This window comes from Cohnella sp. (genome assembly GCF_041640265.1).
Lineage (GTDB): Bacteria > Bacillota > Bacilli > Paenibacillales > Paenibacillaceae > Cohnella.
Map to the genome: position 1 here is coordinate 112,700 of NZ_JBEQAP010000007.1, position 14,559 is coordinate 127,258.

12 protein-coding genes and 1 riboswitch are annotated in these 14,559 nt (G+C 50.0%); of the genes, 10 read left to right on the top strand and 2 right to left on the bottom strand.

What is annotated here, in order from left to right; translation table 11 throughout:
* The first annotated feature begins 3 nt into the window (after positions 1-3).
* Complete coding sequence (locus tag ACESLK_RS07850) at positions 4-981, top strand: aromatic ring-hydroxylating dioxygenase subunit alpha (protein ID WP_373228653.1); 978 nt, start codon at positions 4-6, stop codon at positions 979-981.
* A gap of 346 nt (positions 982-1,327) precedes the next feature.
* Here ACESLK_RS07850 and ACESLK_RS07855 read toward each other — a convergent pair whose 3' ends face one another.
* Positions 1,328-2,695, bottom strand: coding sequence for an APC family permease (locus tag ACESLK_RS07855; RefSeq protein ID WP_373228654.1), 1,368 nt, complete (start codon positions 2,693-2,695; stop codon positions 1,328-1,330).
* Positions 2,696-3,023: 328 nt separating this feature from the next.
* Here ACESLK_RS07855 and ACESLK_RS07860 point away from each other — a divergent pair, with 328 nt between their 5' ends.
* The 8 genes from ACESLK_RS07860 to ACESLK_RS07895 all read left to right on the top strand — a co-directional run bounded on the left by ACESLK_RS07860 (position 3,024) and on the right by ACESLK_RS07895 (position 11,574).
* Positions 3,024-3,608, top strand: coding sequence for a TetR/AcrR family transcriptional regulator (locus tag ACESLK_RS07860; RefSeq protein WP_373228655.1), 585 nt, complete (start codon positions 3,024-3,026; stop codon positions 3,606-3,608).
* Positions 3,609-3,696: 88 nt separating this feature from the next.
* Positions 3,697-4,557, top strand: a complete 861-nt coding sequence (locus ACESLK_RS07865) for a carbon-nitrogen hydrolase (RefSeq protein WP_373228657.1) — start codon at positions 3,697-3,699, stop codon at positions 4,555-4,557.
* Positions 4,558-4,581: 24 nt separating this feature from the next.
* Complete coding sequence (locus tag ACESLK_RS07870) at positions 4,582-5,958, top strand: putrescine aminotransferase (protein WP_373228658.1); 1,377 nt, start codon at positions 4,582-4,584, stop codon at positions 5,956-5,958.
* 14 nt (positions 5,959-5,972) lie between these two features.
* Positions 5,973-7,073 carry an agmatine deiminase gene (gene aguA, locus ACESLK_RS07875; RefSeq protein ID WP_373228659.1) on the top strand — a complete coding sequence of 367 codons (1,101 nt, stop codon included), beginning with the start codon at positions 5,973-5,975 and terminating at the stop codon, positions 7,071-7,073.
* A gap of 29 nt (positions 7,074-7,102) precedes the next feature.
* Entirely contained in the window at positions 7,103-8,581 is a 1,479-nt protein-coding gene (locus ACESLK_RS07880) for an aldehyde dehydrogenase family protein (protein ID WP_373228660.1), read from the top strand.
* A gap of 17 nt (positions 8,582-8,598) precedes the next feature.
* Positions 8,599-9,957, top strand: coding sequence for a 4-aminobutyrate--2-oxoglutarate transaminase (gene gabT / locus ACESLK_RS07885; RefSeq protein ID WP_373228661.1), 1,359 nt, complete (start codon positions 8,599-8,601; stop codon positions 9,955-9,957).
* 32 nt (positions 9,958-9,989) lie between these two features.
* Complete coding sequence (locus tag ACESLK_RS07890; protein WP_373228662.1) at positions 9,990-11,411, top strand: aldehyde dehydrogenase family protein; 1,422 nt, start codon at positions 9,990-9,992, stop codon at positions 11,409-11,411.
* A gap of 19 nt (positions 11,412-11,430) precedes the next feature.
* Positions 11,431-11,574, top strand: a complete 144-nt coding sequence (locus tag ACESLK_RS07895; RefSeq protein WP_373228663.1) for a hypothetical protein — start codon at positions 11,431-11,433, stop codon at positions 11,572-11,574.
* Between the two features lie 177 nt (positions 11,575-11,751).
* Here ACESLK_RS07895 and bluB read toward each other — a convergent pair whose 3' ends face one another.
* Positions 11,752-12,390 (bottom strand): 5,6-dimethylbenzimidazole synthase, encoded by a 639-nt coding sequence (gene bluB / locus ACESLK_RS07900; RefSeq protein ID WP_373228665.1) that lies wholly within the window; start codon positions 12,388-12,390, stop codon positions 11,752-11,754.
* Positions 12,391-12,516: 126 nt separating this feature from the next.
* A riboswitch (cobalamin riboswitch) is annotated at positions 12,517-12,720 on the top strand.
* 180 nt (positions 12,721-12,900) lie between these two features.
* Between bluB and cobJ the strand changes: the two genes are divergently transcribed.
* Positions 12,901-14,541 (top strand): precorrin-3B C(17)-methyltransferase, encoded by a 1,641-nt coding sequence (gene cobJ, locus ACESLK_RS07905; RefSeq protein ID WP_373228667.1) that lies wholly within the window; start codon positions 12,901-12,903, stop codon positions 14,539-14,541.
* Positions 14,542-14,559: the final 18 nt, after the last annotated feature.

Here is a 14,559-nt window from a genome sequence, read left to right on the forward strand (position 1 = left end):
AGCATGGTGGCAGATTTGGTTTTGATGGGCGAGTGGCATCCGGTTGCATTCTCCGAAGAGATCCAGGATGCCCCGATCGGCAGGATTTTGTTAGGGGAAAGGTTGGTATTGTTTCGCAATTCGGCGAGCATTCACGCTTGGAAGGACTTATGCGTTCATCGGGGCGCTGCTTTATCGTTAGGCAAGGTTGTCGACGATACACTCGTTTGCCCCTATCATGGATGGCGTTATGACGGGTCTGGGGCGTGCGTCCGAATTCCCCAGCAGAAACCGGAACAGTCGATTACCCGACAAGCTTGCGCCGTCACCTACGAGAGCTTGGAGAAACACGGGCTTGTATGGGTCAGGTTGAGGCCTTCATCCTCTTCGGAGATCCCTTATTACAAGGAATTCGAGGACGATAAGTTCCGCACGGTTTTCTGCGGGCCTTACGCTTTGAATGCTTCGGCGCCGAGAGTAATCGAGAACTTCCTTGACGTGGGTCATTTGGCATTCCTGCATGAGGGTTACTTGGGAGATTCGGCATTTCCGGAAATTCCGGATTATAACGTAACCGTGACAGATGATGGTATACGCTCGGACGAAATCGATCTTTTCCAACCTGACCCGGATAGTACGGGCAACTCAGGTATCGCCCGTTACGTTTACGAGGTGCTTAAGCCAACGACTGCTAGATTAATGAAGACGAATCCATTGACCGGTGACGTGTTTTCCATTCTTTTCTCCGTAATGCCCGTTGAAGAGAGGCTTTCGAAAGTATACGTGGCGTTATCCCGGAACTATGCCTTCGACGCTCCTGACGATCAGTTCACGAGCTTTCAGACTTTTATCTTAGAGCAGGACACCTTGATTCTGGAGAGCCAACGACCGGAATTGCTTCCTTTGGATCTACAATCGGAGCTGCATTTAAAGCCGGATCGTCTCAGCATCGCTTACCGCAATTGGCTTAAAACTTCCCGGGTGACTTGGGGAACGGCATAGGGTAACCTTCGACTTACACTATAATATCACCTAAATTTACTGCCCCTCCTGCACAATTACTGCTGAGTTTTGTATAATTGCAGCTTACTATTGGTCAATTTCAGATTCAACCCCGTATGGGGTTTTTCTTTTGGTTTCTGAGATGTAGAGTATGACTCGTTCAGCATGGAGCCGCTCGATCTAAGCGACTTGTAGACTGACCATAAAAATAGAAACAGCGGTGGTCTTTGGACGGTAAAATAAGTCCTAGACTGCCACTGCTTTTATTGTTTTACGATTCTTTTCAAGCGTGCTGTGGATCGCCACTTTTATGAATGAATATCATTCATAAAACGTTATAACAAGTTTAAGCGGAGATAGTCGGCTCTTCTGGTTTGGCGTCCCAGTTGAATTCGGCAGGCTTTACCTTGAACCCCTTGGTCGTATAGAGAAGACAGAGGAAGCCAAGTGCCAGCCAGATAAAGCCTAGAGTCCAGGAGTGGCGGTCAAGACTGAACCACATGATGATCATTGCAGCCGTTCCGATAATCGGAACCACTAGGTACCGGAGGTAGTCACGGGACGAATGAAGCATTTTGTTCTTTACGACATAATGAGAAATGACGGATAAATTGACGAACGAGAAAGCGATCAGTGCGCCAAAGTTAATGAACGACGCTGCCAACTCCAAACTGAAGAAGATAGCCGTAAGCGAGATGATACCGACCAGCACGATATTGAATAGAGGCGTGCGGGAACGTGAGCTGATGTGACTGAACCAGGAGGAAGGGAGCATTCTATCCCGTCCCATGGCATATATGAGGCGCGAAACGCTGGCTTGGGAGGAGACCGCGGAAGCGATCGTGCCAGCAAAACCTGCGGCTAGGAAAATAACCTGGAAGACCACACTTCCGAATTTAGCAGCTATTTCCGGTGTGGATGCCGTGAAATCTTCGAAATCTGCGGCCGTAGGGTACAGTGTTTGGACAAAGTAGGAGCTGACGATAAACATCAGTCCACCCAGCAACGCTGTAAGGAAAAGCGCACGTGGAATCGTACGTGTCGGATGGGTTGTTTCCTCAGAGAATCCAGCTACGGCATCGAAACCGAGATAGGAGAACACTAGCAGCGTCGCTCCGGCGATCATAGTAGAGGAGTCTATGCCCGTTGAGAAAATAGCTTGGGGATACCAGAGTTTACCTTCCAATGTGCCATTGATTACTCCCCATGCGGCAAACACAACGAAAGCAGCGACCATTACAATTTGGAAAATGACGAAAGAAGAATTCAAGTTGGCCGTTCCTTTGACCGTCAGCAGATTGATCAGCGTCATAATCGCAACGAACGCAACGATGAATATCCAAGAAGGAACGTCAGGGAAAATAGAAGTTAGGTAAATTTGCGAGATCAAAGCGTTGACCATAGGTAAGAATAGATAGTCCATTAATGCCAGCCAGCCGACCATAAATCCGAGATGAGAGTTGAAGGCTTTCTGGGTGTATGTATACGCCGATCCCGCGCTCGGAAATGCGCGGATCATGAAAACATAGCTGCCCGCTGTAAAGAGAAGAGCGATAAGCGCGATAATGTAGGCGCCGGTGACATGCCCGCCCGTAATGTCTGAGGCGATTCCGAACGTGTCGAAAATGACCATCGGCGTCATAAAACCCAATCCCAATACAACCAGCTGCCACACGCTTAACGAACGTTTAAGTGTCCTGCTGTTGTCTTGCATACCATTCCTCCTTAGGTTTGCTTCAGTTTGCCGCTTAGCGGTCGACACTGTCTGACAGTCAGTCATTTTTAACTAAATAAGAGCTCTTCACCTCACTCACTCCTAAAACGCAATCTGAAAAGGTTCTTTCTGTGTAATAGTATATATCGCGATGATTCACGCTTTCAACGATTATTTTTTAGAGATTTTCATGCAAGCCCTTTCATCTACCTTTTCATGTAACTAAACTTAACGTCAAACTTACTCTTGAAATGTGTTTGCCAATATTATATATTTGAGATACAAACATTATGAATGATGTTCAGTCAAAAAGTCGGGAGGCCGTTCATTGAGCATCGCAACGCAAGACAAATATAAGTTGATTTTGCAAGCCGCTATTGAGATCATCTCAGAGAAAGGCTTGTACAACACCTCGATCTCCGACATTGTAAAGAAGGCTGGCGTGGCCCAAGGCACCTTCTATCTGTACTTCCGGTCTAAGAATGCCCTGATCCCAGCTATCGCGCAGAACTTAATTTCCATCACCATGGAGAAGATCAAGGAAAATACCGAGAAGCACACTGATTTCTCCGATTTTCTGCAAACGTTCATCCAGGCGATCTACAACATTACCGATGAGTACAAGGATGTCATCGTACTGTGCTATTCCGGTCTTGCGATTGACCATTCAATGGAGATCTGGGAATCCATCTACCAGCCGTATTACGAATGGTTCGAAACCGAATTGAAACGGGGTATTGAGCAAGGCGGAATTATTACGCAGACCAATGTGCAATGGACGAGCAAACTCATCATAAACTTGGTAGAGAATGCGGCAGAGCGCTTCTTTATCGGCCGTGATCAAGACATGACCAAGGAGCAGTCCATGGCCGAGGTGTTTCATTTCGTACACCGTTCTTTGACGGCGAAGTAATCCATAGGAAGGAAGATGATCGGGTAACCGGTCATTTTTCGGAAATAAAATGACTGATAGTCATTCATAGAGAGGAGTTGAGGCCCTCATGAACGAGGAACTTGTGACGATCGCCCTCATCCAGCTAGCTTGCGGGACGGATATCGCGGAGAACAGAAATCGGACGATTAAGCAAGTGGAAGAGGCAGCTGGAAGAGGCGCACAAATTATTTGTTTGCAAGAGTTCTACGCAGCACGATATTTTCCCCAGCGTGTATCGCCTGATGGGTATGCGTTCGCCGAATTAGCAGAAGATGACAATTTGAAACGTCTGGGCGGCTTGGCGGCCCGATTGGGTATTGTGTTGATCGCCCCTTTCTACGAGAAGGAGGGCAGGGGGATTTACTATAACAGTGCGGCCGTATTCGACGCTGACGGCACACTTCTCGGCATTACCCGCAAGAATCACATCCCGGATGGGCCGCAATACCATGAGAAGTATTATTTCGTTCCAGGCAACACGGGGTATCCGGTATACCGCACGAGGTTCGGAATCATTGGCATCGGTATCTGCTGGGACGAATGGTTCCCGGAGACAGCGCGTATTCTGACACTCCAGGGTGCGGAAATTTTATTTTTCCCGTCTGCCATTGGATCGGAGCCCGATTACCCGGAACTCTCCACTAGAAGGGCCTGGGAAAAAGCGATATCTGCGCACGGCATCTACAACGGTGTATTCGCAGCGGCAGTGAATCGGGTCGGCCAAGAAGACGGCATGACATTCTACGGGGGAAGTTTCGTCAGCAATCCGATGGGCGAGATCCTGCAATCGCTGGACATGGAGGAAGGAATCCTGCTTCAAACAGTAGATCTGAAGGAAATCGACTTCGCGCGCCATCTGCTCCATTTTCTAAGAGATCGCCGGCCTGAAACATACGCCCCTTTGCTCAAAAGGGACGCGAGAGCATGAACCACAAACAGGGAGGGAAATTTGATGTCCATTAATCCTATAGAATACGGGCTCCAAAACGTAGTAACGGATGAAACGAAATCATATATAAAGAAAGTGCTGCAACTGATCGAGAAGAACGAAGTAACAAAGGAAGAAGCGGATTGGATTACAAAAGAAACGGTCGACGGGTTTCGCGAGAACGTAAATCCAGGTTTTCTCGAATACCGGAAAACGGTCACCCAGGGCGGCCAGTTCGCCGCAGTGGAATGGTCCGATAACGGCTCCTGCTTCAAGGATGTGAACGGCAAAGAATACATCGACTGTCTAGGAGGGTTCGGCATCTACAACGTCGGGCATCGGAATCCGAAGGTCGTCAAAGCCGTTGAGAATCAATTGAAACGACAAGCGCTCCACAGCCAGGATCTCCTTGATCCGCTGCGCGCCATGCTGGCCAAAATCCTGGAGCAAATCACGCCGGGCGACCTCAAATATTCATTCTTCACGAACAGCGGAACGGAGAGTGTGGAGGCAGCGCTAAAGCTGGTCAAAATGTACAGCGACCGGACAACGATTATATCTACCACGCGCTCGTTCCACGGCAAGACACTGGGCGCGTTATCGGCAACGGCCAAAGGAATGTTCCGCAAGCCTTTCCTGCCGCTGATCCCTGGTTTCAAGCATCTGCCCTTTGGTGATATCGAAGCGATGCGTACCGCGTTCCAGACTTCCGCCGCGGTGGGTGAAGATATCGCCGCCGTACTTCTGGAGCCCATTCAAGGAGAGGGCGGCATTATTCTTCCTCCTCCGGAGTACTTGCGGCAGGTCCGCGAATTATGCGATGAGTACGGCGCCCTTCTTGTCTTCGACGAAGTACAGACAGGCATGGGCCGAACGGGGCGAATGTTCGCTTCCGAGCTTTACGGCGTCGTTCCGGACATTCTCTGTCTAGCCAAGGCATTCGGTGGAGGTGTGATCCCGGCTGGTGCGGTAGTAGCAAAGGAAAAGGTGTTCAAGAGCTTCTTCCCCAATCCGTTCATGCATACGACAACGTTCGGTGGAAATCCGTTGGCCTGCGCGGCCGCCATCGCGACGATTGATGTTCTGCTGGAGGAGAACCTGCCCGAACGAGCAGGTGAAATCGGCCGTTATTTTCTCGAAGAGCTTCGCATGGCGGGCATTGGCCATGAGGATAAAATCATGGAGATTCGAGGTATCGGCCTCATGATAGGCATCGAATTCCACCGTGACGAAGTGGGTTACGAAGTGTCCAAAGGCATGTTCGACGATGGGGTTCTGGTGGCGGGTACGCTGATAAATTCTAAAACTATCCGGATTGAACCGCCACTGACCATTTCGAAGGAAGATGTTGATCGAGTGATCTCGACTTTCCGTCAGGTACTGAGCAGAACAATGGCATAAGGAGAGGATTGAATATGTCGGCGACCTTGGAGAGCACACCTAGAAGAGACGGATTCCGTATGCCGGCCGAGTTCGAGCCTCATCAAGGTACATGGATGCTGTGGCCGGTGCGAACCGACACCTGGAGACTTGGCGCGAAACCGGCCCAGGATGCGTTCGTGGAAGTGGCTTTGGCGATATCGGAATTCGAGCCCGTTACCATCGGAGTCTCCTCGATCCAGTACGAGCATGTGCGCTCCATTTTCCCTTCGCGGATCCGCATCATAGAGATGTCTTCCAACGACGCTTGGATGCGAGATATCGGCCCGACCTTCGTCAAGAACGGAGTGGGCGATGTCAGGGGCGTAGATTGGGGCTTCAACGCTTGGGGCGGGTTAAACGGCGGGCTGTATTTTCCCTGGGATCAGGATCTTCTGGTGAAACAGAAAGTGTTAGAGATTGAAAACAAAGACCGTTACGACAGTCAGTCCTTCATCCTCGAAGGCGGCGCTATTCAAGTGGACGGCGAAGGGACACTGATCACGACAGAACAATGCCTGCTTAACCCGAACCGGAATCCCGACATGAGTCGAGAGGAGGTTGAAGAGCGGCTGCACGAGTATTTGAGTGTCGAAAAAATCATTTGGCTTAAGGACGGCTTGAGGTACGACGAGACAGACGGTCATGTGGATGAGGTGGCCGCCTTCGTGCGGCCCGGCGTTGTGGCCATGAGCTGGACGGATGATCCTGCCGACCCGCAATACGAGCTATTGTGTAACGCATTCGATTTATTGAGCAGCGCAACAGATGCCAAAGGTCGGAAGCTTGAAGTGCATAAGATTCACATCCCCGATCCTCTGACGATCTCGGATGAGGAAGCGAGGCTGATTGATCGGGCGAGGAGGAGCTACAACCGGGCAACGGGAACCCGTTTTGCAGCGTCTTACGTGAATTTCTACATTTGCAATGGGGGCGTCATCATCCCGGCTTTCGGTGACCGGTATGACGCGATCACCTATCATCAATTGTCCGGATTGTTTCCGGATCGCAAGGTTGTGCAGGTCAACACACGGGAAATCGCATTGGGCGGCGGAAATATTCACTGCATTACGCAGCAGCAGCCCAAGCAGGGCTAATGATATCCAACCGGGGAGGAATGGGAGCAATGGCAGCACAGGAATTGAAGATGTTCATAAACGGGGAGTGGACCGGGGCTTTGTCCGGTGAGACGCGGGAAATTCTAAATCCGGCCAACGGCGAAGTCATCGCTGTGTCTGCAGAGGGCGCGGAACAGGATGCCAACCGCGCGGTAGCCGCCGCCAAATCAGCTTTCTACGAAGGCGGGTGGTGGGGAACCCCTGCGTCGGAACGAGCTCGTCTGCTGTTCAAAGCGGCGGATTTGCTGGAGGAACGCAAGGAGGAATTCGCTAAACTGGAGACCCTCAACAACGGTAAACCGTTGCGTGAGGCGGAATTCGACGTGAACGATTCCATCGCCTGCTTCCGCTACTACGCCGGTTTGGCAACGAAGCCGCACGGACAGACCTATGAGGTATCCGATCCTATGCAGGCGGTGGTCATTAGAGAACCCATAGGTGTATGCGGTCAGATTATTCCGTGGAATTACCCGTTGTTGATGGCGGCCTGGAAGCTTGCACCGGCACTGGCTGCAGGCAATACGGTGGTGTTTAAACCTGCCGAGATCACACCTCTGTCGGCCGTAAAGCTATTTGGTATTTTCGAGCAGGCTGGATTTCCCTCTGGGGTCGTCAACCTTGTGTTAGGAGCAGGACCATCGGTCGGGCAAACTCTAGCAGCCCATGATGACGTCGATAAGATCGCTTTTACGGGCGGAACCGCCACGGGAAGGAAGATCATGCTGGCGGCGACTGGCAACCTGAAGAAAATATCGCTTGAGCTTGGCGGCAAAAACCCGAACATCGTCTTCGCGGATGCCGATTTTGAAGCTGCGGTCGAATACGCACTATTCGCTATTTTCGCCAATTCGGGTCAGGTATGTGCGGCTGGCTCCCGACTACTGCTGGAGGAATCCATTTACGATCGGTTTATTGAACGACTAGTCCAGCGGACTAAGGCGATTAAGGTTGGCGACGGAATGGCTGAGGGAACGGAAATGGGCCCGCTCGTCTCGGAGGCGCATCTGGACAAAGTGCTGAGTTACGTGGAGATTGGCAAGGCAGAAGGAGCAACGCTGCTCTGCGGCGGCAACCGGCTTATCGGGGGCGCATATGAGGGCGGCTATTACATGGAACCAACGATTTTCACCGATGCTTCGTCCGACATGCGCATCGTGCGCGAGGAAATTTTCGGACCGGTGCTTGTCGTGCAGACGTTTAAGGACGAAGAGGAAGCTGTATCTATGGCAAACGACACGATTTATGGGCTGGCTGGCGCGGTATTCACCAGCAATGGAGCTAAGGCTCAACGCGTGATCCGCAAGCTCAGAGCTGGAATTACTTGGATTAATACTTATCATCCTACTTATAATGAAGCGCCATGGGGCGGCTACAAGCAGAGCGGCATCGGGCGCGAGCTTGGCACATTCGGTTTTGAGGAATATACGGAGGTCAAGCAAATTAACACGAATCTCCAGGTCGAACCGATCGGCTGGTATGGTTCCTGACAAAGGAGAAAACGACTATGGACAATTCACGAAAATTCGTAACCGGAGGATCCGACAACCCTGGGCCTCGAACGCAAGCGCTTATCGAAAGACGGCAGCAGGCCGTGGCTAAGGGTGTGGGCAACAATCATCCCCTCTTCGTGCACAAGGCTGAAGGGGCGGTTCTGCACGATGTTGACGGGAATCAGTATCTGGATTTTGCAGGCGCTATCGGCACGGTTAATGCCGGACATTGTCCTCCGGAAGTCGTGGAGGCGCTGCATAAGCAGCTGGACCAATATCTTCACACCTGTTTCCATGTCGGCATGTATGAGCCATATGTCGCGTTGGCCGAGAAACTTGCTCAGATCACACCAGGGAATTTCCCGAAAAAAGCCATGTTCATGAACAGCGGGGCCGAGGCGGTTGAAAATGCGGTCAAGATCGCCCGCAAATATACGGGAAAACCGGGTATCGTATCCTTCACCCGGGGTTTCCATGGCCGTACGTTGCTCGGCATGTCGCTTACAAGCAAGGTGAAGCCTTACAAATTCCAAATGGGCCCGTTCGCTCCATCCACGTACAAGGCACAATTCCCCTATCCTTACCAAAGACCCGCTGCCATGACGGAGGAGCAGTATTCGGAATTTTGTGTCAAGCAGTTCGAGGATTTCCTGTTAACAGAGGCGGCACCCGAGGAAGTGGCGGCGGTCATCATGGAGCCGGTGCAAGGAGAAGGCGGCTTCATCGTTCCGCTCCGGTCGTTCGTTCAGGGTATCTACCAGATTTGCCGTGAGCATGGGATACTGTTCATCGCCGATGAGATCCAGACCGGGTTCGGCCGTACGGGGGAGATGTTTGCCAGCACGATATTCGGAATTGAACCCGATCTCATGACACTCTCGAAGTCGCTTGCCGCTGGTTTTCCGATTAGCGCGGTCGTGGGGAGAGCGGAGATCATGGACGCGCCGAATCCGGGTGAGATCGGTGGAACCTATGGCGGCAGCCCGCTAGGCTGCGTGGCCGCCCTGGCGGTCATTGAGAAAATGGAACGGGAGGATCTGCCAGCTCGGGCTCGGAAGATGGGTGAGAAGATTCGGAATTATTTTTGCGTATTACAGCAGCAATATCCTTGTATAGGTGAGGTTCGGGGACTGGGTGCCATGTGCGCGATCGAAATCATCGATCCGGAAACAGGCAAACCGGGTAAGGAGCTCGCAGCTCAGATTATCCGGTCGAGCTTCGTCAAGGGTGTCGTTCTGCTGAGTGCGGGGGTACACAGCAACGTAATCCGATTCCTAGCTCCGCTGGTCACGACAGACGAACAGCTGCAAGAAGGTCTCGCTATCATCGGGGAAGCGATCACTGAGCTGCATTCGCAACCTGTGCGCAATTGAAGTTTAAAGAACGATTGAGGGGGAATGGCAGCATGAAGAAACATCTGTTCATTAACGGCGAATGGAAGGAAGCCGAAACATATGTCACCCTGTATTCCCCATACAACGGGGAAGCGATCGCTCAAGTCCCCTCCGCAACAGAACGGGAGGTCGATCTGGCAATCGCAGCAGCGGAACAGGCGAAGGAAACCATGAGGCGTATGCCCGCTCATCAGCGCGCAGCTATCCTGGAAAAGCTTTCTTCGTTGCTATTACTGCGTAGAGAAGAAGGGGCACGAATCATCGCGCTCGAAGCAGCTAAACCTTTCAAGACGGCCTTAGCCGAGGTAGACAGAACCATACAGACATACAAGTTCGCCGCGGAGGAAGCCAAACGAATCCAGGGAGAGACAATCCCAATGGATGCCGCACCCGGCGGAGACAACCGGATGGCCTATACGGTGCGGGAACCCATGGGCGTTGTGGCGGCGATTACACCGTTCAACTTTCCGATGAACCTAGTCGCTCACAAGGTAGGGCCGGCAATTGCTTCGGGGAATACCATTGTCCTCAAACCCGCCAATCAGACCCCGCTGTCGGCGTTCTTCATCGGTGAATTGCTGATGGAAGCGGGACTTCCGGCCGGTGCGCTGAATATCGTGACCGGCAGCGGCAAGGTTATCGGTGACCTGATTGTGACGGATCCTAGAGTGGCGAAGATCACGTTCACCGGCAGTCCGGAGGTCGGCGCCTCTATCCGAGCCAAAGCGGGATTGAAGCGCGTTACCCTAGAGCTCGGGTCGAATTCCGCTCTGATCATCGACGATAACGTGAATGTCGATCCGATCATTTCTCGCTGTGTGACTGGGGCTTTCGCTTACCAAGGGCAGGTGTGCATCTCTCTGCAGCGGATCTACGTTGTTGGAGATAAATTCACGGAGTTTACGGAGAAATTCGTTGCAGCCGCGCAGCAGCTTAAGCTTGGAGATCCACTCCACGTGGACACGGACGTTTCCGCGCTGATCACGAAGAAGGATGTGACGCGTTCGCTCGAATGGATCGAGCAAGCGAAGCAGCACGGCGCCGTTGTTGCCTCAGGCGGTCATGCGGAAGAAGGAGTACTGAGCCCAACGGTTCTGCTCCATGTCGGTTCCCGCGCTTGGGTATCCTGTAAGGAGGTATTCGCTCCGATTGTACTCATTAATAAGGTGGATTCGGTGGATGAAGCGATTGAGCAGGTTAACGATTCTGATTTCGGCTTGCAGGCGGGTATCTACACCGAGAACCTTCGCACGGCAATGGATGCGGCTGAGCGTCTTCAGGTTGGAGGAGTGATAATAAACGACGTTCCAACCTTCCGTGTAGACCACATGCCTTATGGCGGTGTAAAGCAAAGCGGCATGGGCAGGGAAGGCGTGAAGTACGCAATCGAGGAGATGACGGAGCTCAAGCTGGTGGTTATCAACCGTAATTAAAGATATGGAGGCTGAATGTGTGAATGGGAAGACGATTGACAGAGATAGGTTGAACCGCCTGCTGGAAGCGGAAATCCTCAGTTTTGAGGATGAACATCCGCGGTCTAAAGCGTTGTTCGAGCGTGCCAAGGGCAGCATGATCGACGGCGTGCCGATGAATTAGATGGTCAAGTGGGCAGGCACTTTCCGGTATTCGTGAAAGAAGGCTCTGGTGCTTATTCACAGACGTGTTCATCGCGGATTGTAACTTCTTTGTCCGGATTTTGCAATGTATATCTGAACATCGAAGCCACTTCTCTTTGTTGGCATCTGCATTTGAGAATAACTGATTTTAATCTCCCTACTTTAACCAGCTATCATGGTGAATGAGGCTGTTAAGAGACAGCCTTTTTTCCCAATTTTCTTTCTCAAGTATCGGCATTGTCGGATACTGATCCGTATAGCCCAGAGATATAAGTGCAATGGGGTCAATATGCGGTGGGATGTCCAGAATCTCTCGAACATCTGGTTTTTTATAAAAACTAACCCAGCCCATGGCAATTCCTTCTGCATAAGCAGCTAACCACATGTTTTGGATGCAACAGGCCACCGAAAGAATGTCTGTTTCTGGAATAGAATTACGTCCAAGAACATGCCCGCCTCCCCTAGTGGGATCACAAGTGATACATATGGTTATCGGTGCTTCTTTTAATCCTTCCAGCTTTAATGTAAGAAATTTTGTTTTCTTTTCGTCTTCATAATGAATGGATAAAGCTTGTATTTCCTTCTGACAAACTTTAGCCAAACGCTCTTTCACCTCCTGTGATTTAATGATGATAAAATCCCAAGGCTGCATGAATCCAACAGAAGGGGCATGATGACCGGCTAATATCATTTTTTGTAATGTATGTTCGTTTATAAGTTTTTTATTAAATTGCCTAATATCTCTTCTTTCGAAGATCGCTCTATACACTCCGGTTTTTTCATTGTCGGTAAGCATTGTGATTTCTCCTCTACTGATTTTTAATATTCATATATTGTATGAAAGTTATAGGAAAAAGCAAATAACAATGAACAATAATATATTGCTTGGACAAAGTGTTTGCAGAGATGGTATCATTAAAGCAATATAATAAAGGAAATAGGTGCTGGACTATTAACAAGTCCGGTTAAAAGGGAAGTTCGGTGATAGACCGACACGGGCCCGCCACTGTAATGGAATGCTAATGGATCATTAGCTATCTTCTGGTTTTATGTCACTGAGGAAACTTGGGAAGGCGCCAGAGGAGAAATTCTAAGTCAGGAGACCTGCCTATTTCAACAACACTATGGACCTACGTGGATTTAGGGAGTGTTAGAAGCCCCCTTTATCTTCTGAAATAAGCACGGTATTTCTAGTGAATACGCTTATTTACATAGATTAATGTGCAGGCACCTCTAACATTTTTTTGTTAGGGGTGTTTTTTATTGCCTTTCATTTGAATACTTTATAAAAAGGGAGTGATTAAGGTTGAGAGGAAAGCTATATATTATCGGTTTTGGACCCGGCAGCTTCGAACATATCACTAAACGAGCGCGTGAAGCTATTCAGGAAAGTGAAGTCGTGATTGGGTACAACACTTACATAGATTTGATTAGAGATTTACTAAGCAGCCAAACGATAGTCCGTACCGGTATGACAGAGGAAGTTAGTCGTGCCCAAGAAGCCGTTCGCCAGGCGGAAGCAGGCAAGAAAGTAGCTGTAATTTCTAGTGGAGATGCTGGAGTCTATGGAATGGCCGGGTTAGTATATGAAGTTCTAATAGGAAAAGGATGGTCGCGTACGGAGGGTGTGGAAGTAGAAGTTATTCCAGGCATTTCTGCGATTAATTCGACTGCCTCTCTGTTGGGAGCACCTATCATGCATGATTCCTGCACGATCAGCTTAAGTGACCATTTAACTCCTTGGGAACAAATAGCCAAGCGGGTGGAGGCAGCAGGACAAGCAGATTTTGTTATTGCGCTGTATAATCCGCGGAGCGGCCGAAGAACTAGACAAATTGTAGAGACACAACAAATTCTTCTTAAGTATAGATCTCCAGATACACCTGTGGGGATTGTGAAAAGCGCTTACCGCGATCGTGAGCATGTGGTCATTACAACTTTGCAAGATATGCTTAATCACGATATCGGAATGCTAACCACAGTAATTATTGGTAATTCTACCACCTTGCTATATGAAGGATTAATGATTACTCCGCGTGGATATCAGAGAAAGTACACATTAAATTCCGATGTACAGCGATTAAAACCTCATCAACGCTTACGAAGTGAGGCAGAGCCATGGGCTTTGGAGCAGTGGGACATAGAGGATGAGAGCAATGTTGCTCTAAGTGATGCCGAATCAACGGAATGGGCAACGCCTTACTCTGTTGCTCTGGAAGCTCTAAATTTAGTGAATCTGTCCAAAGGAATAATGGAACGGTACTCCCAAGTTGAATCTCCACAGCTCTCCTTCAAGCAACAATCTATTCTGGAGTTCGCGGTAAGCCCGGGATTAGCCAATAAGAAATTTACAGCCAAACAAATGACTCTGTTGGCTGAAGTTATTGGAGATGAGGGGGACATTGAGTATACACCTCATCACCAACTGATTGTCCGAGTCTCTGTTGCCAATCCGGAACAGATCACCAGCAGGCTGAGGAGCGAGGGCTTTCTTCTGCAGCCCATTGGAGATGTCGTTCAACTGAAGGCGTGCGACTTCTGCAATCTGGAGAAGGCGGATTCACTTCCCTATGCGGAGGAGATTAACCAGTTGATCGGCGGGCTAAAGGTTCCGAAGGAATTGAGAATAGGCTTTAATGGCTGTGGAATGACTTGTTACAACGCAGTTAGTGAGGATATTGGCATTGTCTATCGCAAGGAGAAATTTGATTTGTTCTTAGGCGGTAAAACAGTGGGTAGAAATGCACACGCGGCCCAGCCTGTTGCAGAAGGAATTGAACCGAAGGATCTTGTTGGCATCATTGAACGGATTATCGACCGTTATATTGAGGAAGGACATCCCAATGAGCGCTTTCATAAATTTTTCAGAAGAGTACAGAAGCTCGAGGGCTATCGATTTCAAGAGGTGCCAACCTTCGTCATCGAGAATGCGATATGCGGTGACTAATTTGAGAGGGGTATGATT